This window comes from Dapis brunnea BLCC-M229 (assembly GCF_050015995.1).
In the GTDB taxonomy this organism is placed as follows: Bacteria; Cyanobacteriota; Cyanobacteriia; order Cyanobacteriales; family Microcoleaceae; genus Trichodesmium.
Window position 1 is genome coordinate 92597 of the sequence record NZ_JBNHEP010000091.1, and the last position, 22404, is coordinate 115000.

A 22404-nucleotide genomic window follows, 5' to 3' on the forward strand; every position below is an offset into this window, starting at 1 on the left:
GCGCGATCGGGCATTTACAACTTAGAGCTATTAAGTGCAGTCTATATAAAGATGTACGAAAAATAATGTGTAAATATACCAGAGCACATTGCTATATTTGTACAGATTAAAAAATCAAAAGGAAATTATGACTAAACAGAAAATTGCCTACATCGGCACCGGTGCAATGGGCAAACAGCACATCTACAAACTGCTGAATGATGGGTATGAAGTTCAAGTTTATGATAAGTATCCAGAAGCAGCAAAAACAGTCATTGCCAAAGGGGCAATTTGGAAAGATAGTCCCAAGGAAGCAGCTCAAGGGGCAGATCTGGTGATTACCAATTTACCCTTACCCCATCATGTATCAGAAAATATGTTAGGGGAAACTGGTGCAGTGGAAGGGATGAAACCTGGTGCAACGTGGATGGATTTTTCCACAACCGACTACCATAATACCCAACATATAGCAGGAGAAGCTGCCAAAAAAGGATTATTCAGTTTAGAATCTCCCGTGAGTAATCTCTCTCACATGGGTATAGATTTTTGTAATGTCAGTTTCTATATTAGTGGAGACCGGGAAGGCTACGATCTGAGCAAAGAAACCCTTGATGCTATAGGCAAAATTTCCTTCTTTGTTAGTAAAACTATAGGTGAAGCTCAAACCGTAAAATTGTTAACCAACTTGTTGTTTTATTCACAAATGTTGATATTAGGGGAAGTTTATATGATTTGCAAAATATATGGCATTCCTTTGTTATGGATGTGGGATTATATTCGAGCTTCCATAGGAAATAGTGTAGTGACAGAGCAAGTAAGTCCCTTTATTTTTGATGGCAGTTATGATTATTCCTGTTCCTTAGAAATTACGGTAAAAGATACTGATTTAACAGTTCAATTAGCTGACGAATTGAAGATTCCGTTACCGTTAGGGCGTATTGTTGAAGAAAGATATCGAGAAGCTGGACAGAAATATGATGCTCATGATAATCATGTGAAAGTCACTAAATTAATTGAAGAAGACAATAATTTAGATTTGCGGTTGCCTGATTTTACCGCTCCTTCTCCTTATGGTTTAGATCGGAGTTACGTTCATTCTGAAGAAAGAGTAACTGATAGTTTTGGGCGCATTAAACCTCTGCCTTATCAACTGGAATATGCAGCACCGGAACCATTAGAAGATGAAAAGTTAATGGATATTGCTAAATCTCTAACAGATTTTATGGCTTATATTAATTATTTAGTCTTAGGAGAAGCTAATGATCTAGGGAAAAATATGGGCTTAACTGATGAATTATTAGTGGATGTGATTCGTTGGAGTGTTGGAACCTGTTGGGTATCTGATAATATTGATACTTATCAACCAAACCCAGAGATTGTTGAGAAGATTAAATCCTTTGATTTTGGAAACAAAGTGAAACTTCCAGTTATGACAAAGATGCTGGCACATCTGAGTCGTTAAAAGCAGTTTTTTGTTTGTAGTTGGGCTTTAGCCCCTAAAGTCCTTTTCAAATTGATGAACCACATCGCCATAACCAAAACGTTGTAGGGACGTTGCATGCAACGTCCCTACTGCGCTCTATTGAAATGAAAACTGCTGTAAAATATTTATGTCTGGGCTAAAGTCCAACTACAAGCCTAATTATAATTGTTCTACCGGACATGATTTAATTAAAAAATGAGCAAACTATTAAGTGTTAATATCAACACATTGTTATTTAGAAATAGTATAATAACCTATAATTTTTAGGTTCAATATTTTTTATATGCACAAAAATAAAGAAGATCCAGAAAAAAAATCTAATGATGTGCAAGATTGGATTTTTGGTGCTGAAATAGCTAATAGGTTTACTGATGAGGCGGAAAAACATATACCTGATTATTGGAAAGTAATAGAGTTAACAATTAATATACTTAAAGATAATGTACCTAAAGATGGGTATATCATTGATGTGGGATGTGCTAGTGGTAATACATTGTTGTATTTATACAAACAGGGTTTCACAAATTTGTTTGGGATAGATTATTCTCCAGAAATGCTAAAAGTAGCTTATAAAAACTTGAGTAAAGTTGACAAAGACTTTCCTTCCAGATTATTTCAAACGAAAACATTCGTTGAAAATATGAGTTTTAATGCTATAATTTGTAATTGGACTCTTCATTTCATCAAAGAAAGAGAAAAATACTTAAAAGATATTTTTGATTCTCTAATTAGTAAAGGATTATTTATCCTGACAGAAAAAACACTTCAAAGTAAAATAATAGAAAATAAATATATACTTTTTAAACAAGACAAAGGATTAAGTAATGAAGAAATTGAACGGAAGAAACAACAATTAGAAGGTGTATTAAATCCTCTGTCTGTCACACAAAATCTAGATTTATTAACTCAAACTGGTTTTTCTCAAATAGAAATCATAAATGCTAGAATTGGATTTGTCACTTTTTTGTCTATAAAACCTTAAGTATACAACATTATCCCAGAATAATAATATGAAATATACAGATATTATCAAAGAGGCCAAACATCAAACAGTATTATCTAAAAGCGATCGCTTTGTCAAAATATCACAGCGAGAGGAACGAAGTGATATTCCTAGTTCTGTATGGCCAACTTTGCTCAAAAATACTTATTTGCAAACCTGGAAAGGGATTATCTTGAATAAAGGGTGTACTGAGATTGCCACCTATCCCATGATTCTGTCTGAGTTGCAACCTAAAACAATTATTGAACTGGGGGCACTCAATGGAGGAAGTGCCCTGTGGTTAGCAGATAACTTGGAAATTTTTGGTATTCAAGGAGAAATTTATGCTGTGGATATTGATCTCAGCTTGTTAGATGAAAAAGCCAAATTAATGCCTAACATTCACTTTATCCAAGGAGATTGTAACCATATAGAAACAGCTTTACCTCCTAGTCTTCTAGCTAATTTACCCCATCCTTGGCTGTTAATTGATGATGTCCATATTAATACCATAGGAATTTGTGACTACTTTCATCAGAATGGGTTACAAACAGGGGACTACTTTATTGTAGAAGACACTAATCCATCACTTTGGACTTTTTGGGACAATCCATTTTGGGAAGAGAAGCAAGAAATGGAGGAAGGTTTAGAGAAGTTAAGAAATATGAAAAAATGGTTGTATTCCCATGAAGATGAATACTTAGTTGATACTTACTATCAAGATTTATTTGGTTACAATGGCTCTAAAAACTGGAACTCTATTTTGAAGCGAGTTTAAATAATTTGGTAGTGGTGTACAAGTAGTGATTTTTGCAGTTAGGCTCCTGACAGTCAAAGGAGTTCACTTATAAATATCACTACATCTACAGGACTACCAATAATTTTTATATGTATTTAGGCTTGCGAGACTAAGGCATCATGTAAAAATAAGTTCTACAAATTTTATCTGAAATAGATTGTGAAATCTAGCTTCCATCAAAAAAACTGTTCAGGTTATTCTTACACGACTCCTAAGTTCATTATCTGAGGTCGATCTACTTTATTTGTTTGAACCTTAGAAGTTTTTTTCAGTGTAAACTTTTTTTGACAACATTATTATCTAATCTGAGCCAGTAATGAAAGAAAATAAATCTTTGATGGCAGTTAAAAACAAACGCTTTCACTACATTTGGTTACGCGATAATTGTCTGTCTGAGAAAAGTCGCCATCCTAGCTATTTTCAGAAACTCTATGACTTCAACAAAGGAAAAGAAATCCCAAAGCCAAAATTTGTAGAGTTAACAGATAAGGAATTGATAATTGACTGGGATGAACACCCTCCACATCGGAGCATCTTTCCCATTGAATGGTTGATAACTTATGCTTACGATCAAAACCAAGATGGCAACAATAGCAAGCATCAAAAAGGACAAAGTCGCTAGCAACTCACTTAGGGGCAACTTTGTATACCATGAAATGTTAACTGTGGAGACAGCTACAGGTGGTGCGAGGAATCAAGGGGGTAAGACTTTTGCCCCAGACACTCCAGGGTTGACGTAGAACCGAAAATGGATGTTTTGGGTGAAGCGATCGCTGTTTATGAATAATTGTCTAATGATGAGCTAGCTCGTGACTTACTTAACCAATAGTTTTATTGCTTAACCAATCTTTATATCTATTACTAGACAGTGGAAAGTTCTTGGAATAACTATTGCTATCTCAGGCTTTCAGGGATCTTAAGGTAAGAAACTTTCCCCAAACGAACTTTAGGTGCTCTAAGCCTTTGCCAGTAATACTTTCAGTCTTGAAAGCAAATCGTTTTTTAGCAGAACTTTGTACTCTCTAGATATATTAGAGTTGTCGCTAAATAGATGGAAAAAATCGCTCAAATTAAGATACAGTAGTAATTCCAGACGTTTTAAACAAGGAATAGCTAAAATCCTTACATGACAATGGTTTGCCAGTGTTTTTTAGTTATAAAGCAACAAGTCTATTAGACCTGTCTGGAAAAGAGGGAGTAGGTAGGGACCTTCCATGCAACGTTTCTACAGAGTAGGGGAAAAAATTTGATTATTTCTTGGCAATAATTGATTTTATTTTTTATTATCAAAGATGTCTATTATTTTGTAGGGAAAAAAATTAGATGAAAAACAAGGCTACAGTTGCTTATATTGGAACAGGTTATATGGGACGACCCATGATTTTTAAACTCTTAGAATTAGGGTATCGCGTGCAAGTTTATGATAAATATGTCAAAGCAGCTAAAACAGTAATTGAAGCAGGAGCAGTTTGGTATAATAGTCCAAAAGAAGTTGCTCAAGATGCTGATATTGTGATGACGAATCTACCTTTACCCCATCATGTTACAGAGAATATGTTAGGGGACAATGGGGCTTTGGCTGGAATGAAAACTGGATCGACTTGGATTGATTTTTCAACCACAGATTATCATAATACCCAGTATATTGCTGGGGAAGCTAAGAAAAAAGGTGTTTATAGTCTAGAAGTTCCTGTGAGTAATTTATCCCACATGGGGGTAGATTTTGGTAACATAAGTTTTTATGTTAGTGGAGATCGACAAGGGTTTGATAGCTGTCATCCAGTTTTAAATGGCATCGGTAAAATCTCATTTTTTGTTCTCAATAAAATAGGGCAAGCACAAGGGGTTAAGCTGTTGACTAACTTACTGTGTTATACTGCTATAGTTATCTTGGGCGAAGTACTGGTGATTGCTAAAAAGCATGAAATACCCTTAGATTGGATGTGGGAATTTATCAAAGCATCCCAAGGCAATAGTTTTGCAGCCGAACAAATATCTCCATTTGTCTTTGATGGTAGTTACGACTATTCCTGTAGTTTAGAAATAGCAGTTAAGGATACTGATTTAACTGTGAAATTAGCTGAGGAATTCAATGTTCCTTTACCTTTGGGGAGAATCATTGAAGCCAGATATCGGCAAGCTGGAGAGAAATATAAATCTGCAGATAATTACATCATTGTGACTAAATTAGTTGAAGATGAGAATAACTTAGATTTGAGAATACCAGAATTTACAGCACCTTCCCCCTACGGTTTAAATCGGAACTATGTTTATTCTCATAAGTTTGTTAAAGATGATTTTGGTCGAATCAAACCTCACCCCTATCAATTTAACTATGATAGACCTAAGCAGAAATTACAAAATTGCCTAGAAGAAATTGCTCAAACTCTGACAGAGTTTATGGCATATATCAATTACCTCATTTTACAGGAGTCTTATAAATTAGGTCAGAATATAGGATTAACCCAAGACTTATTAGTTAATGTTATTCGCTGGGGTTGTGGAAGTAGTTGGGTGTCTGATAATGAAAATTCCTATCAACCTAATGATAGAATAATCGCCAAATTTAAAGACTATAACTTCGATCAAACAGCAAAGATACCCACAATTAATAAGATAATTGCTCTGTTAGAAAAATGATATAAGCAAAGGGATTTCAAAAATCACAAACAAAATTGAGAGATATTAAACTAAAGTAAACTAAGTAGGAACTGAAAAAATGAAAAAAATATTAGCTTTATGGGCAGTACCACGCTCAACTTCCACTGCATTTGAGCGTATGATGCGGGAAAGAGGAGATTTTTGCGTACATGACGAACCTTTTGGAAAATCTTTTTACTACTCCCAAGAGCGTCGTAATACTACCCGTTATCCAGACATAGAGCCAGATCCCCAATACAATTTTGATTTTACTTTGGAAAAATTAAAGCAAGAAAATGAAAAGCAACCAATTTTTATTAAAGATATGAGTTACCAGGTTGCACCTGTCGCTAATCAAGAGTTTTTGTCTAATTTTAATAATAGTTTTCTGATTAGACATCCAGAAAAAATGTTGCCATCTCTTTTTAATAATTGGCCTGATTTTACCTTAGAAGAAACTGGATATGCTGAACTATATAAGCTGTTTGAAATGGCTCAAGAAATTAGTGGAAAACTGCCAGTAGTAATTGATTCAGATGATCTAGTAAAAAAAACCGAAGCAACTGTTAAAGCCTATTGTAATGTTATAGGCATACCATTTATTGAAAAAGCTCTAGAATGGAAAGCTGAACCTCAACCTGCAATCAATGAATGGGAAGGGGGATGGCATAATTATGTATTATCTAGTCAAGGATTTAAAGAAAGAGAAAAAAAAGATTATGTGAGGATTGAAGATAACGAACATTTAAAGAAAGCCTATGAATTTTGTTTACCTTACTACCAAAAACTTTATGAATATCGACTGCGGATTGAATAACAATTTTTCGCTCTACATACTAACTATAGCAATCCCCTGTATATTTGTGTATAAAAATCTCACCGCTTTTAGGGAACAGCGGTGCGACCCCGCGTCGGCGACAGACGCAAGGGAACGCGCACCAAGAGAGGGAACACTTAACTGGGAACAGGTGGGAGTTTCGCTTTTTTTATCTACTTTTTGATTACCCGCAACCTATGCGCGGATTGCTATAGTTGATTTTCTATTTGTATTATTACGGCAGTTTTCAAGTTAATGGGGTACAAAATTTGAGGACTTTAAGGAATAAGTAATAGAAGATTAGGGCGTTGCTGAATATAATAGATTGTCAAGAGCTAGAAAGGAGCTGTTTCCCCTCTTTAAGGCACGGAAAAAGCTCTGATTTACACTTAAATATAGGAATTTCATGCCTAAAATCAGCAACGCTAAGATTAGTATTAAAGTGTACCTGATTATCGTCAAAAGTTCTGTAAAATTAGCTTCTTAGGCTTATAGTTGGTGAGGAATGTGAGTCAAACAAAATTTCTTCAAAATCGCATAGCAATAGTAACAGGTGGTACATCTGGCATAGGTAAAGCTATTGCTATTGCACTAGCTCAAAGTGGAGCTAATGTTGCAGTCGGTTCTCGTTCCGCTAGCACAAGTTCATGCCAAGCTGAAATTGAGTCACAAGGAGTCAAAGCTCTAGTAATGAACCTGGATGTATCCTCAACTGATTCAGTTCAGGCTTTTTATAATGCGACAATGAAGGAATTCGGCAAAGTTGATATTCTTGTCAATGCTGCGGGAATAGCCTGTGAGCATACAATCTCCAATCATCCAGACGAAGAGTGGTATAAAGTTATAGATATTAACCTCAACGGTATCTATCGCACTACCAAACTATGTTTTCCGGGAATGATCGAACGCAAATGGGGTCGTATTATTAATATTGCCTCTACTTATGCTTCAGTGGGTGTTCCACTGCACGCTGCCTATTGCACTTCCAAAGCAGCAATTCTAGGGTTAACTCGTTGTGTTGCCTTGGAAGGAGCAGCCCACGGAGTATCTTGTAACTCAATTAGTCCTGGTTGGGTGGAAACTAAGATGGCTACAGAAGTGGCTATGCGACTTGCTGAAACTGAAGGCCGAACTGCCGCTGAATATTTAGAGGAAATCAAGGAAAGCTATCCTCAGAAGAGACTCATACAACCACAAGAAGTTGGCGAACTCGCTGTTTTTCTATGTCGTGATGAGGCATTGGGTATTACAATGGAGGATATAACAATATCAGCAGGTTCGTTGTGGTGAAAAAAAAATCAGAGCGATCGCAACGTTGAAGTATTTGATCAGCGGGAAAACAGGTGATGGAAATTCGTTTTTCCCTGGTAGCGATCGGCCTAGAAAGTTAACTATCTAGTTACTCAAAATTTGGTGTAGGATAATCTAAGATATGAGTTATAAATATTCACCCCCTTTTATATCAAGTCCGGTAGCATCGGTATTTTCAATAATTAATAATTAATTATTGAAAACGGATAGGATTGACTAATCATGAAAATTTTTATTTATTATCCCCTTAAAAGGGGAGACTTTAAACCAAAATTTTTCGGTAAGTAAGGAAGAAGGCTTTGGTTATCTAGGAGAGAGAAAATAATACTTAAAAGCTTGAAAAAACTTAAATTTCCTGTAGATATTCACGCTAACTTTTACACAAACGATACCAGCGGACATCATATAATATCATGTCCGGTTGAATAGTTATCATAAGGAATAAATAGAACAAATATCTAAAACCCATGAGATTACTTCCTTCCACGAGTTCCAGTCGCTGCGGACTTTAAAGTTAGTGTTTATCCGGAGATAATATTACTACTTGTCCCCGTTCCTATTGAGAACGAACTACTCCCTAATTTAAAAATTATACCCGTGCTTCAGCAACTCTAAGTTTCTATCTGATGATACTTGAATCCTATGTTTTTCAGTCAAAAACCAGGAGATATTTCCAAAATACTGAGCAATTCAGAAATTTCTGTAATTGATTTTATTGCGTCATCTGCTACAAAACTATGAGCATTAGTTGTAGGATGTATCAGATCAAAGAATAGAAAATCATCAGGGTTATTAGGACCAGAAGCCAAGAAACTATCTGTGACATTTGTAAAACCAAAATCACTAGGATTAGCAATTATATTATCAACTATAGTCCGAATATCAACATTAATAATATTAATATTTGGGTCTTGTTCTAATATTTGGGAAGCTGCTGCTAAGGCACTATTATGACCTTCAGTTAATAAAGTTAATGCCTGTTGTTGTTCAGGAGGAAGAGTCTGTGCAAGTGGAGTTACTCCTAAGTCTGGTATATTTGGTAAAACAAAATTTCTGGCTCCAATACTAGCAAGTTTATTTACTGCCACTGATAAATTACCTACACTTGACTGCACATTTGGAGGAACATTGCCTAAATAATCATTAGATCCTGCCCACACTACATATAAAGCATCTGGATCGGTGGCAGGAGTTTCTCCAATAAAATTATCAATTTGTGTTTGTAAACCTATCAATACTGGGGGCGATCCCTCTGGTAATAAGTTGTTGGAAGTATTGATAATTCCTGTGGTTGCTCCATTGACAGCAAAATTGAGGTTAGGGTCAGATCTTACTGCTAACTGAGGCGCGAGAGTTTCTACCCATAGGGGACCGTTGCTGGTACGCCCCTGAAAATAGGGAGGACTTGGTGGCAACAGACCGTCAGTAGCTGCAAAAGCATTGCCTGTATCAGACAAACTATCGCCAAATACATAAATATCGCTAAATAATAGACGTGGTAACCGACCTTCAAATTGACCAAAATTAAGAAAGTGTTCTGTGGCAGTAAGTGGGGTAGTTACTACTGCTTCAGCAACACCTGGATAACGGTCTAGGTAAAAACTGGTGTTGAGTAAAGCACTGGGGTCTCGTTGTTCAAACTGACCAAAGTTGATAAAGTGTTCTGTCGAGGTGAGAATATTTTGTTCTACAACAGTTGCAACGCCAGGGTTATTAGCGAGATAAAAGTCGGTATTGAAAATGGCACTGGGGTCACGACCTTCAAATTGACCGAACCTAATAAAGTGGAAAAAACCATCGCTGATAGTACCATTGGCAACTGCTTCAGCTACTCCTGGGTTTGCTTCGAGATAGAATTGTTCGTCAAATAATTCGTTTATTGTTAATGCCATAGTTTATACCGTTTCACAGAAGTCAAAAGTCAAAAGTCAGATTTTATAGGCTCAAAACTTTAACGTTACAGTAATTTCAGGAAATTATTTCACGTTTCAGTATAAGAATACTATAGCCTAAGTTAATGAAATTGCTATTACTTTAATTTTTTCTAACTTACATTAATAGACATCTCCAATAATAAAAAATCAAATTAATTATCGGGTATTGCTGAATTAAGGTATGAAAGTAAGTTTATAGGTAATAGGGAACAGGGAACAGGTATGGAGGGAACAGTTAATATTAACAAGTAGTTCAAACAATCCCAAATTATCAAATCATACCGTGTTTCAGCAACGCCTTAATTATCGTACATAAATCATCAATTATTTCCCCCTACTCCCTACTCCCTCTTTAATGATAATACAATTTCTGTTAATTTTTGTGCAGCTCCTGGTTTACCCCGTAAACTTCGGAGGCGATCGCTCATTTCTACCAACTTTTCTGGATGACTTAAAAAGTCTAACACTAACTCCGCTACAACTTCAGGTTTTAATTTTCCCACCAACTCTGGGACTATTTCCTCTTTTGCCCAAATATTTGGCCAAGCAAACAGTTGCCCCTTGCGCAATACTAACCAATTAATTCCGGCAGCAAAAGCAGCACCAACTCCTGGTAAATTTGCGAGTAATCCAGGTAAACCATCCCACGCTCTCATAATATCTAATTGTTGAGTGGGTAATAATACAATCATAGGTACTGCCAAGGAACCTAGTTCAGCGGTGTTGGCACCAACAGTAGTCAGACAAAGACGACATTGAGAAAGTAGATCGTAAGCAGGAGTGTTAGTTATCAATTCTATTTCTACTCCTTCAGTTGTCACCAGTTTGGGATTGTTAATTTCAAAACCTGCTCCCTGCTCCCTACTCTGTGTTTCCTTCCTATCCAAAGAAGGCATTAATAATTTGGCTCCTACACCACCCATTTTTTCAATTGCCGGATTTTTGCGATAGTCGGCAAAATTAGCTAAAGTCAGTAAGTCAAGAGTCGGAGCGACTGGAATAATAAATCTAGTTTGCGGACGAATTTTGTGGATATGTTGAGCGATCGCCAAAGTTAAAGGTACACCTAAAGACAACTTAGTAGGTTTTGATCCAGGTAATAACCCAATTAACTCTACGTTGCTTTCCTCGGTAGAAAAACCACTTCTGAATTCTAAATTTAGAATTCTGACTTCATTCATCAAATCTCCCACGACTGTAAATTTGTCAGCATATTTTGGAGGCACTTGAGCAACTACTTCCTGCTTCATAGCCCCAAATTTATCTACCCAACGCCACCATCTAGCATCCCACTCAGCATAGATAACAGTGCGATAACCCAAACGTTTTCCCACCGCAACAGTAAAAAATTGGTCGCCTCCCAGAAATAAAACTACTCCTTGGGGATGCCAATGCCAATTTTCTGCCGTCTTACCCCAGAGCAAAAACCGCCAAAAATATTCTGGTGGTTGTACCCGGTCTACTTCTGGATAGGAACGAGCGATCGCTACTTCTTTTCCTGTAGCATGAGGACAAGGAGAAAGAATAACAGAGATTCTTAGATCGACATTTGCCTGTCGTCGCAACTGTTGTACAACAGGTCTTACCCAGGTAACTAATTCTCCCGGACCATTTGAAAGAATTACAATATCAACTTTCTGCATAGGGTATTAGGTATTATGTGTTAGGTAAACTTTTCTAGTTTATATCAATTCACTTTATAGATTTCACAAATAGACATCTGGTGAAAAAGATATAGATTTTTTGAGGCTAGTAGGGAATACTTAACTGGGAAGATATTTTCACGAAAAAGATACGAAAAATGATTTCAGAGAGTGAATTTGACAACTCTAGCTTGTCTTAAATAGACATAGGTGTGAAAAAGATATAGACTTTTTTTCAAGGCAGGAAACAGGGAAAAGAAAATATATTTGCAGTAAAAATGGGCAGAAAATGATTTTGTCAGAAAATTTTACAACTTTAGCTTATAGTAAATAAAGAGCAATTTTATTTTCTGGAGAGGTCTAATAGTTTTCTATCCCTATTACCTACTATTATACCAATTCACTTTAGAGATATCACAAATAGTTTCAAACCCCCTATGTAAAATAATTTCCTGAAATTACTGTAGTGTCAAAGTTTTGACCCGACAAAATCTTACTTTTAATTTTTAACTGTCTTGAGTGCGTCTTACCGAATAATTAATAATTAATAGTTAATAATGAATAATTAAGAGTTGATAGTCAATTAATTATTCATTCAACAATTCAAGCCTTGAAGTCTCCCCTTGGATAGGGGATAAATCAAAAATTTTCCTTTTAGTCAATCCTATCCGTTTTAAGAAGGGGTAATTATTAATTATTAATTGTTCATTGTTAATTGCTGAAATTCTGAAGTCTCCTCATAATTACGCACTTGATGGATGGCGTTGCACAGTCAGGAATGATGAAATCCGAACATTTGATATTTTGGATAATTCTTTCCTTAATATATGTACAGTTTAAAATCTATTAGACATCTCCAACAATCAAAAATAAAATCAATTATTATGGATAAATTATTAATTATTTCTCCCTGTTCCCAGTTAAGTGTTCCCTGTTCCTTCTTTTCTGGAGATGTCTATTATCATTCTTTAATGTGCAACCCCACCGAATACATTCAGGATTTAATGGATTTGTTGGATCTTTATCAACAAGGATTTGAACATAATAGTCAAACAATTAAAAACAAAATAGAAGAGATAGAATTAGATTATTTGAGAAAAGATTTACCAGAATTAATAAATTCTATGAAACAAGGAACAGAACGTATTGCCGAGATTAGTAAATCAATGAGAACTTTCTCTCGTGGCGATACAATAGCGAAAGTTCCATTCAATATCCATGATGGTATTGACAGCACTTTATTAATTCTCAGACACCGACTCAAAGCTAATGAAGTTCGCCCCGAAATAGAAGTAGTTAAAAACTATGGAAATTTGCCAGAAATTAACTGTTATCCAGGACAATTAAATCAAGTGTTTATGAATTTAATTGCTAATGCTATTGATGCTTTAGATGAAAGTAATTCAGGGAAAAATTTCGCCGATATCAAAGCCGCACCAAATCAGATTAGGATTACGACAGAAATTGAGGATGAAATACAACAAGTAATTATCAGGATTAGAGATAATGGCCAGGGAATCTCTGAGAAAGTAAAACAGAAAATATTTGAGCATTTATTTACCACAAAAGGAGTAGGAAAAGGAACAGGTTTAGGTTTATCAATTTCTCGGCAAATAGTAGTAGAAAAACATGGAGGCAAAATAACTTGCACTTCAGAATTAGGAACAGGAACGGAGTTTGTGATTAGTTTACCAAATAATTAATAATTAGGTCGAATCTGGTAGCATCGGTACAATAGACATCTGGTGACAAGAGTCAAACATTTACTATAACTATAGTCGTTTAAGTTGAGATTGAGACAGACATTTCTTTCTCTCAAAGGATTTCAGCAGAAAAAGTGTTTCATTCTTAAGTTAAATAGGGTTTAAGGAGAGGCTTTAAACCTTAATTATTCGGTAATTGGTATTAGAGAAAATTTTTGATAAAATGTTTAAATAAAATTAATAAAATAGCTATGAGTATAATTGTAACATCCTTAACGAATTACGAAATCGGCGACTTAATACATGAGAGCGAGCGCACTGTTGTGTATCGTGGAGTGGCTAAAGTAGATACTCAACCAGTAGTTATTAAACTGATGCGCAATGACTTTCCTTCTTTTCAGGAATTAGTCCAGTTTCGCAACCAATACACCATTGCTAAAAATCTATCTGTTGAAGGTATACTCAAACCATTAGCTCTGTTAAATTATCAGAATCGCTATGCCTTAATTATGCCAGACTTTGGTGGCATTTCTTTAGGTCAATATTATCAGAAATTATCACCTGGTGCAAAAGACATATCCAGATTTTTAGACATAGCTATTCAAATAGCAGAAATTGTCTATAAATTACACCAAAATCGAATTATTCATAAAGATATTAAACCCGCAAATATACTAATTAATCCAGAAACTAAGCAAGTAAAAATTATTGACTTTAGTATTTCTAGCTTACTGCCAAAAGAAACTCAAACTATTCAAAACTACAGTGTCCTAGAAGGAACTTTAGCCTATATTTCCCCAGAGCAAACTGGAAGGATGAATCGAGGCATAGATTATCGCAGCGACTTTTATTCGTTGGGAGTAACCTTTTTTGAGATCTTAAATGGAACATTACCATTTGAAACTACTGACCCCATGGAATTGGTGCATTGTCATTTGGCGAAGATGCCTGTATTAGGTAACACCGAAGAGATTCCTAAAGTCTTGTCACAGATAGTGATGAAGTTGATGGCGAAAAATGCCGAGAACCGCTATCGAAGTGCTTTGGGTTTAAAATATGATTTGGAAAAATGCCGTCAGGAATGGCAGTTTAAGGGAGAAATAGAATATTTTGAGCTAGGGAGTAGGGATATAAGCGATCGCTTTCTCATCCCGGAAAAGTTGTATGGTAGAGAAATAGAAATACAAACTTTACTAGATGCCTTCGAGCGGGTAGCAATCCCCCCTCAATCCCCCCTGGGAAAGGGGGGGGGTTCAGAAATGATGCTGGTGGCAGGATTTTCTGGGATTGGAAAAACGGTGGTTGTAAATGAAGTTCACAAACCCATAGTCAGGCAAAGGGGTTATTTCATTAAAGGAAAATTTGACCAGTTTAATCGCTCCGTTCCTTTCTCAGCATTAGTACAATCTCTGCGGGATTTAATGGGGCAATTATTGAGCGAAAGGGATGCACAACTACAGCAATGGAAAGATAAAATTCTGGATGCAGTGGGGGAAAATGGGCAAGTAATTGTTGATGTAATACCGGAGTTAGAAAAAATTATTGGCAAGCAACCTTCTGTGCCAGAATTATCAGGAAGTGCAGCCCAAAATCGTTTTAATTTACTGTTTGGTAAATTTATTCAAGTTTTCACTACAAAAGAACATCCTTTAGTAATATTCTTAGATGATTTACAGTGGGCAGACTCAGCTTCTCTAAATTTGATGAAACTGTTGATGAGTGAAGCCTCCAATTCCTATTTGTTGATGATAGGAGCATATCGGGATAATGAGGTATTTCCTGCTCATCCGTTAATGTTGACCCTGGATGAAATGGGGAAAGCACAAGCCACGATTAATACTATTACTTTAGCACCTTTGTCGGTAGATAATATTAATCATTTGGTGGCGGATACCCTGAGTTGTGATGGAGAGGTGGCGAAACCATTAACAGAGTTGGTGTATCAGAAAACCAAGGGAAATCCGTTTTTTACGACTCAGTTTCTACTGGGTTTGTATGGGGATGAATTAATTAAGTTTAATCGGGAAGTGGGGTATTGGGAGTGTGACATTGCTCAGGTGAGGCAACGAGCGCTGACGGATGATGTGGTGGAGTTTATGGCACAGAGGTTACAGAAGTTGCCGACGGAAACTCAAGAAGTGTTGAAGTTAGCTGCTTGTATTGGTAATCAGTTTGATTTAGGAACATTAGCAGTAGTTTGTGAGCAATCAAAGGAAGATACAGCAGATAGTTTGTGGAGGGCTTTGCAGGAGAGTTTTATACTGCCTCAAAGTCAGGTTTATAAGTTTTATCTTGGACTAAACAAACAAGATAATCGAGAGGGAAATTCTCAGGTTGTTAATTATAAGTTTTTGCACGATCAGGTTCAACAAGCAGCTTATTCTTTGATTGCCAATGAACATAAACAGAAAACGCATTTGAAAATAGGTCGAATTTTATTAAAAAATATTCCACAACAGGAACAAGAAAATAAAATTTTTGATATCGTAAATCAATTAAATTTTGGATTAGATTTAATAAAAAAACCTGCTCAAAAAGATGAATTAGCCAAATTAAATTTTATTGCTAGCCGTAAAGCTAAGGATGCAACTGCATATGTTTCTGCTGCTAAGTATGCAGATAATTGCCAACGCTTACTTCCCGAAAATAGTTGGAATCATCAGTATGAATTAACTCTTTCATTACATCAATTACAAGCAGAAATAGCATATCTAACTGGTAATTTTATTGGGATGGAAAAATTAGCCAAGCAAGTTTTACAAAAAAGCAAAACGACTCTTGATAAAGTCAAAATTTATGAAATCAAGATTGAAGCTCTGACCGCTCAAAAAGATATGCTTGGTGCAATTAATTCTGGATTAGAGATTTTAAAAATGTTGGGAGTAGAATTTCCCAATGAACCATCCCCTGCTGATATTGATGCTGCATTTAAAGAAACTGCAATCGCCATGGCAAATAGAAAACCATCTGAACTTTTAGAATTGCCACAAATGCAAAAAGCTGAATATGTCAATGGGATGCAAATTATGATGAACTTAATACCATGCACTCACATGGCAAAGCCCCTACTTTTTCCTCTAACTATCTTAAAGCTGATTTATTTATCCTTGAGTTACGGTAATGCACCAGCTTCGAGCTTTGCTTATACGGTTTATGCAATACTATTATGGGACGCTGTTGGCGATATTGTATCTGCATACGAATTTGCTTGCTTGGGATTAGAGTTATCATCGCGATCTCCACAAAACAACTTAAAACCAAGAACAGTCTTTGTAGCTTATTGCTTTTCCATGCATTGGAAGCAGCATTTGAGTCAAAGTTTACAACCTTTAGAGTTATCTTATTCTAATAGCTTGGAAGTTGGAGATTTGGCATTTGCAGGCTATTGTGCTAATACCCGAACTCGTCAAGCATTGTACATTGGTAAACCTTTGGATGAATTAGCTTTGATGACAGCTAATTACAGCGAGGTTTTGCAAAAAATTAATCAAATAAATACTTTTAGCTACAATGAAATTTTTCGACAAACGATACTTAATTTAGTGGGTGACGTCGAAAATCCGGTTTTATTAATTGGTCAAGCTTGCGATGAAAAAAGTCAATTACCTATACTGGAAAATGCTAATGACGGACAAGGTTTAGCATTTTTATTTATTAATAAATTATTTTTAGCTTATACTTTTGGAAATTTCCATCAAGCTATAGAAAATGCCGAAAATGTCAAAAAGTATTTGTATGCGATCGCAGCGATGTACATTGTATCCATATTTTATTTTTATGACTCTCTGTCTAGGTTACAAAAATTTACATCAGTTTCAGAGAACGAGCAAATAGATATTTTCCAATATGTAAATTCTAATCAAGATAAAATAAAAAATTGGGCGCATCATGCACCAATGAATTTTCAACATAAATATGATTTAGTTGAAGCAGAAAAACATCGCGTATTAGGACAAAATGCTCAAGCACTCGAACTGTACGATCGCGCAATTTCTGGAGCTAAAATCAACGAATACCTGCCAGAAGAAGCATTAGGCAACGAACTAGCAGCCAAATTCTACCTCGACTGGGGCAAAGAAAAAGTTGCTGCGGGCTACATGCAAGAAGCCTATTACTGTTATGCTCGTTGGGGAGCCAAAGCTAAAACCGACGACTTAGAAAAACGCTATCCTGACTTACTCACTCCAATTTTAAAACAGGCAGCACAAAGCCTCAATTTCCTTGAAACTCTATCAACTTTTACCCAATCTAGTATTTCAATTCATAATTCCATCACTGCTACCCATCCCTCTACTAGCAGTATCAATAGCGCTCTCGACTTTGCTACTGTACTCAAAGCCCAGCAAACCCTTTCAGCAACTATTGAGCTTGATGAATTACTGCGCCAACTAACTCAAATTATCTTACAACATTCAGGATGCGATCGCTGTGCCTTAATCCTTCCTGATGAAACTGGAGAATGGCAGGTACAGGCGATCACCACACCCAAGGAGATACAGCTATGCACTGAGCCACTTAATAACGATCGACATCTGCCTGTCAAACTGATTCAGTATGTTAAAAACACCTACGAAACAGTTGTTATTGATGACTTAGAGACAGATTTGCCGGTGGTAGACGATTATCTTAAGAAACATCAACCTAAGAGTGTTTTGGCCTTACCAATGCTGAACCAAGGTCGTTGCATCGGCACAATATTCCTAGAAAACCACCTCACCAGTGGGGTATTTACACGCGATCGCATCCTGCTCCTGAACTTTCTCTGCACCCAAGCAGCAATTTCTATCCAAAACTCTTTGCTTTACAAAGAGTTGGAGCATTCCCTCCTAAAAGCTCAAAAAACTTCCCAGGAACTGATAGAAACTGTAGCTATTTCTAAAGGACAACAGCAAATTTTGGCACTCATTGCCCAAGGATTACCTCTAACTCAAATGTTGGAAGAAACATCCCTATACATTGAAAGTCAGAGCCGCCATGCCGCTTATTGTTCTTTCTTGTTGCTTGAAGGCGGAGAACGGCTGCGCAATCTCGCCTCTCCTAGTTTACCAGCCGACTACTGTGCTTTGATTGATGGCGTTGCAATTGGCCCGGAGGTTGGCTCTTGTGGAAGAGCTGCCTATTACAAGGCATCGGTCACAGTGACCGATATTGCCACCGATCCCCTGTGGGCTAATTTACAGGTTGCTTTATATTTTGGCCTATGTGCCTGCGCGTCTACGCCGATTTTAGGTGCAGATGGGCAAGTGCTAGCTACCCTAGCTATGTACCTACCTGAACCTGGTGAATTTACCCTGCACGATCGCCAGTTAATAGAAGTTGCCACCTACCTGGCGCGCATTGCTATTGAACGTCACCAAGCCGATATTGAGCTACAGCAACTCAATCTGCAAATGATCCAAGGGGAAAAAATGGCAACTCTAGGCAACTTAGTCGCGGGTGTCGCCCATGAAGTCAATAACCCTATTGGCTTCCTCAACGGCAGCATCGAAAACACCAAAGACTATGTGCAATATCTGTTTGAACATCTAGATACCTATCAATCCCAACAACCTCCAAATGAGGTGGTGCAAGACAGTGCTGAAGAGATTGAGCTAGAATTTATCCTGGAAGATTTGCCTAAGCTACTGGACTCAATGCAAAATGCAACCGATCGCATCAAAGGCATCAGCACCAGTCTCCGCACCTTCTCCCGTGCTGATACAGAACATAAAGTCAGCGCTAGTTTGCATGAAGGACTCAATAGCACTCTGTTAATTCTGAAATATCGCCTCAAAGCGTCGGAGAAACGTCCGGGAATTGAAGTGGTTAAAAACTATGGTGATGTGCCTGATATAAACTGTTTTCCGGGACAACTTAACCAAGTATTTATGAATATTCTAGCTAATGCTATTGATATGTTCGATGAAGTCGCTCAACAAATGACCTTGGAGGATTTGAAGAGTAATCCTCAGAAAATCACAATTCAAACTGCGAATTTAACGGAACAAAATGTCGTGGAGATTCAGATTTCAGATAATGGCAAAGGGATACCAGATGAGGTCAAATCTAAGATATTTGAACATTTATTTACTACGAAGGGAGTAGGAAAAGGAACTGGATTGGGGCTGGCGATCGCCAAGCAAATTATTGAAGAAAAACATGGAGGTAAAATTGATTGTATTTCACAATTCGGTAAAGGCACAAAATTTATCATTACTTTACCTTTAAATTCAGGCTAATATCATGTCTGTTTGAATACCTACAATAAAAATTTTAGGGAATAGGGAGTAGGAGAATTTTTCAAGGTACTATGCTGGAAGGGAGGAGAAGATTTTTGACCTTGAGAATTATAATTAGAGTAAAGTTATAAAAAAGTGTTTTGAATAACTGGCCATGAACTTAAATATAACATCCTTAACAGATTACGAAATCGGCGACTTAATACATGAGAGCGAGCGCACTATTGTTTATCGCGGAGTGGCTAAAGTAGATACTCAACCAGTAGTTATTAAACTGATGCGCAATGACTTTCCTTCTTTTCAGGAATTAGTCCAGTTTCGCAACCAATACACCATTGCTAAAAATCTATCTGTTGAAGGTATACTCAAACCATTAGCTCTGTTAAATTATCAGAATCGCTATGCCTTAATTATGCCAGACTTTGGTGGCATTTCTTTAGGTCAATATTATCAGAAATTATCACCTGGTGCAAAAGACATATCCAGATTTTTAGACATAGCTATTCAAATAGCAGAAATTGTCTATAAATTACACCAAAATCGAATTATTCATAAAGATATTAAACCCGCAAATATACTAATTAATCCAGAAACTAAGCAAGTAAAAATTATTGACTTTAGTATTTCTAGCTTACTGCCAAAAGAAACTCAAACTATTCAAAACTACAGTGTCCTAGAAGGAACTTTAGCCTATATTTCCCCAGAGCAAACTGGAAGGATGAATCGAGGCATAGATTATCGCAGCGACTTTTATTCCTTGGGAGTAACCTTTTTTGAGATGTTAAATGGAGTCTTACCATTTGAAACTACCGATCCTATGGAATTAGTCCATTGTCATATGACAAAAACTCCTGCGAAGTCAAACTCTCAAGTACCGACGGCCCTGGTAAATATTGTCCTGAAGTTGATGGCGAAAAACGCGGAAGATAGGTATCAAAGTGCTTTGGGTTTAAAATATGACTTGGAAAAATGTCGGCAGCAATGGGAGTATAAGGGAGAAATAGAGTATTTTGAGTTGGGAGAGCGGGATATAAGCGATCGCTTCTGTATCCCGGAAAAACTCTATGGAAGAGTTGCAGAAGTGCAACAGTTATTAGGAGCATTTGAGAGAGTAGTAATCCCCCCTCAATCCCCCCTTAGCAAAGGGGGAGGTTCAGAGCTAATCTTGGTAGCAGGTTTCTCTGGGATTGGTAAAACAGTAGTTGTTAACGAAGTTCACAAACCCATAGTCAGGCAAAGGGGTTATTTCATCAAAGGCAAATTTGACCAGTTTAATCGCTCCGTTCCTTTCTCAGCATTAGTGCAATCTCTGCGAGATTTAATGGGGCAATTATTGAGTGAAAGTGATGCTCAACTACAGGAATGGAAAGATAAAATTCTGGATGCAGTAGGAGAAAATGGAAAAGTAATTATAGAGGTAATTCCGGAGTTAGAAAAAATTATTGGCAAGCAACCTCCTGTACCAGAACTTTCCGGTAATGCAGCACAAAATCGTTTTAATTTACTGTTTGGTAAATTTATTCAAGTTTTCACTACAAAAGAACATCCTTTAGTAATATTCTTAGATGATTTACAGTGGGCAGACTCAGCTTCTCTAAATTTGATGAAACTGTTGATGAGTGAAGCCTCCAATTCCTATTTGTTGATGATAGGAGCATATCGGGATAATGAGGTATTTCCTGCTCATCCGTTGATGTTAACCCTGGATGAAATGGGGAAAGCACAAGCCACGATTAATACTATTACCTTAGCACCTTTGTCTGTGGATAATATTAATTGTTTAGTAGCAGATACCCTGAGTTGTGATGAGGAGGTGGCAAAACCGTTAACAGAGTTGGTGTATCAGAAGACCAAGGGAAATCCGTTTTTTACGACTCAGTTTTTGTTGGGTTTGTATGAGGATGAATTGATTCAGTTTAATCGGGAAGTGGGGTATTGGGAGTGCAATATTATCGAGGTGAGGCAACGAGCACTGACGGATGATGTAGTGGAGTTTATGGCGGGGCGTTTGCAAAAATTGCCTGAAGATACGCAAAAAATCTTGAAATTAGCCGCCTGCATCGGCAATCAATTTGACTTAGAAACTTTAGCCATTATCTGCCAAACCAGTTCTGAGGAAGTCGCCGCTACTCTGTGGAGCGCTCTGGGAGAAGGACTTATTTTACCCCGGAGTCAAGCCTACAAGTTTTTCCAAGAATGGGGACAAGACAAAGATCAAGCCAAGGGAATTGTAGTGGAATATGACTTCTTGCACGATCGCGTTCAACAAGCGTCTTATTCTCTTATTCCCGAAGAGCATAAGCAAAAGACTCATCTAAAAATTGGACAATTGTTACTGCAAAATACCCCAGAAAGCTCGCGAGACGGGAAGATTTTTGCCATTGTCAATCAATTAAACTATGGTGCGGATTTAATCAAGCGACCTGCTCAACGGGAAGAATTGGCACGCTTAAATTTACAAGCCGGACAAAAAGCCAAACTATCTACTGCATATCAAGGGGCGATCGCCTACCTGCAAACGGGATTAAAACTGTTAGAGAGCGATAGTTGGACAACCCAATATGCTTTAACATTAAACCTCCATATAGAAACCCTAGAGGTTGAATACATCACAGGCAATATCCAGGAAGCCGAATCTCTTGCCGATATCGTTCAACAACAAGCGATCCAGCAACTCGATATTGTTAAAGTTTGGGAAATTAAAACCCAAATTTACATCAATCATTTTCAAATGCCCCGCGCCCTCGACACCGGGTTTGAAGGACTGGAAATGTTGGGTTTATCGCTAACCAAAATCGAGGAATTCGCGCAAAAAAATCTTACCCTTCCTCAAATTGCAGACATTGATAGCTTCCCAGAAATGGAGGAACCCTATAGTTTAGCCATGATGCGATT

The 22404-nt window shown here is 37.0% G+C and carries 12 protein-coding genes (1 of these 12 running past the window's edge); 10 read left to right on the forward strand and 2 right to left on the reverse strand.

Features of this window, described 5'->3' with window-relative positions; genetic code table 11:
• The first annotated feature begins 127 nt into the window (after window positions 1-127).
• The 7 genes from ACP6PM_RS10550 to ACP6PM_RS10580 all read left to right on the forward strand — a co-directional run bounded on the left by ACP6PM_RS10550 (window position 128) and on the right by ACP6PM_RS10580 (window position 7990).
• Window positions 128-1441, forward strand: coding sequence for an NAD(P)-dependent oxidoreductase (locus ACP6PM_RS10550; RefSeq protein WP_426584366.1), 1314 nt, complete (start codon window positions 128-130; stop codon window positions 1439-1441).
• 304 nt (window positions 1442-1745) lie between these two features.
• Window positions 1746-2444, forward strand: a complete 699-nt coding sequence (locus ACP6PM_RS10555; RefSeq protein WP_426584368.1) for a class I SAM-dependent methyltransferase — start codon at window positions 1746-1748, stop codon at window positions 2442-2444.
• 28 nt (window positions 2445-2472) lie between these two features.
• Entirely contained in the window at window positions 2473-3222 is a 750-nt protein-coding gene (locus ACP6PM_RS10560; RefSeq protein ID WP_426584370.1) for a CmcI family methyltransferase, read from the forward strand.
• 337 nt (window positions 3223-3559) lie between these two features.
• On the forward strand, window positions 3560-3865 hold the full coding sequence (locus ACP6PM_RS10565; RefSeq protein WP_426584372.1) for a gamma-butyrobetaine hydroxylase-like domain-containing protein: 306 nt from the start codon (window positions 3560-3562) through the stop codon (window positions 3863-3865).
• Between the two features lie 701 nt (window positions 3866-4566).
• Window positions 4567-5883, forward strand: a complete 1317-nt coding sequence (locus tag ACP6PM_RS10570; RefSeq protein ID WP_426584374.1) for an NAD(P)-dependent oxidoreductase — start codon at window positions 4567-4569, stop codon at window positions 5881-5883.
• 79 nt (window positions 5884-5962) lie between these two features.
• A complete protein-coding gene (locus ACP6PM_RS10575; RefSeq protein WP_426584376.1) occupies window positions 5963-6700 on the forward strand; it encodes a sulfotransferase-like domain-containing protein in 738 nt (245 codons plus the stop codon).
• Between the two features lie 507 nt (window positions 6701-7207).
• Window positions 7208-7990, forward strand: a complete 783-nt coding sequence (locus tag ACP6PM_RS10580; protein ID WP_426584378.1) for an SDR family NAD(P)-dependent oxidoreductase — start codon at window positions 7208-7210, stop codon at window positions 7988-7990.
• Between the two features lie 674 nt (window positions 7991-8664).
• On the opposite strand, the gene ACP6PM_RS10585 is transcribed toward ACP6PM_RS10580, so the two are convergent.
• Together ACP6PM_RS10585 and ACP6PM_RS10590 are read right to left on the reverse strand one after the other, a co-directional pair.
• Window positions 8665-9903 carry an SGNH/GDSL hydrolase family protein gene (locus ACP6PM_RS10585; RefSeq protein ID WP_426584380.1) on the reverse strand — a complete coding sequence of 413 codons (1239 nt, stop codon included), beginning with the start codon at window positions 9901-9903 and terminating at the stop codon, window positions 8665-8667.
• 383 nt (window positions 9904-10286) lie between these two features.
• Window positions 10287-11588 carry a glycosyltransferase family protein gene (locus tag ACP6PM_RS10590; RefSeq protein ID WP_426584382.1) on the reverse strand — a complete coding sequence of 434 codons (1302 nt, stop codon included), beginning with the start codon at window positions 11586-11588 and terminating at the stop codon, window positions 10287-10289.
• A gap of 884 nt (window positions 11589-12472) precedes the next feature.
• On the opposite strand from ACP6PM_RS10590, the gene ACP6PM_RS10595 reads away from it, so the two are divergent.
• The 3 genes from ACP6PM_RS10595 to ACP6PM_RS10605 all read left to right on the forward strand — a co-directional run.
• Window positions 12473-13291: a sensor histidine kinase gene (locus ACP6PM_RS10595; protein ID WP_426584384.1), complete on the forward strand. Its 819-nt coding sequence runs from the start codon at window positions 12473-12475 to the stop codon at window positions 13289-13291.
• Window positions 13292-13542: 251 nt separating this feature from the next.
• A complete protein-coding gene (locus tag ACP6PM_RS10600; protein WP_426584386.1) occupies window positions 13543-19509 on the forward strand; it encodes an ATP-binding sensor histidine kinase in 5967 nt (1988 codons plus the stop codon).
• Window positions 19510-19663: 154 nt separating this feature from the next.
• On the forward strand, window positions 19664-22404 hold the 5' portion of the coding sequence (locus ACP6PM_RS10605; protein ID WP_426584388.1) for an ATP-binding protein. The gene runs 1336 nt beyond the window's last position; 2741 of the gene's 4077 nt are visible here — the first part of the coding sequence; the start codon lies at window positions 19664-19666; its stop codon lies beyond the right edge, outside the window.

Coding starts and splice junctions, on each gene's coding strand:
- ACP6PM_RS10550 (WP_426584366.1), top strand. CDS start 128: ATGACTAAACAGAAAATTGCCTACATCGGCACCGGTGCAATGGGCAAA.
- ACP6PM_RS10555 (WP_426584368.1), top strand. CDS start 1,746: ATGCACAAAAATAAAGAAGATCCAGAAAAAAAATCTAATGATGTGCAA.
- ACP6PM_RS10560 (WP_426584370.1), top strand. CDS start 2,473: ATGAAATATACAGATATTATCAAAGAGGCCAAACATCAAACAGTATTA.
- ACP6PM_RS10565 (WP_426584372.1), top strand. CDS start 3,560: ATGAAAGAAAATAAATCTTTGATGGCAGTTAAAAACAAACGCTTTCAC.
- ACP6PM_RS10570 (WP_426584374.1), top strand. CDS start 4,567: ATGAAAAACAAGGCTACAGTTGCTTATATTGGAACAGGTTATATGGGA.
- ACP6PM_RS10575 (WP_426584376.1), top strand. CDS start 5,963: ATGAAAAAAATATTAGCTTTATGGGCAGTACCACGCTCAACTTCCACT.
- ACP6PM_RS10585 (WP_426584380.1), bottom strand. CDS start 9,903: ATGGCATTAACAATAAACGAATTATTTGACGAACAATTCTATCTCGAA.
- ACP6PM_RS10590 (WP_426584382.1), bottom strand. CDS start 11,588: ATGCAGAAAGTTGATATTGTAATTCTTTCAAATGGTCCGGGAGAATTA.
- ACP6PM_RS10595 (WP_426584384.1), top strand. CDS start 12,473: ATGGATAAATTATTAATTATTTCTCCCTGTTCCCAGTTAAGTGTTCCC.
- ACP6PM_RS10600 (WP_426584386.1), top strand. CDS start 13,543: ATGAGTATAATTGTAACATCCTTAACGAATTACGAAATCGGCGACTTA.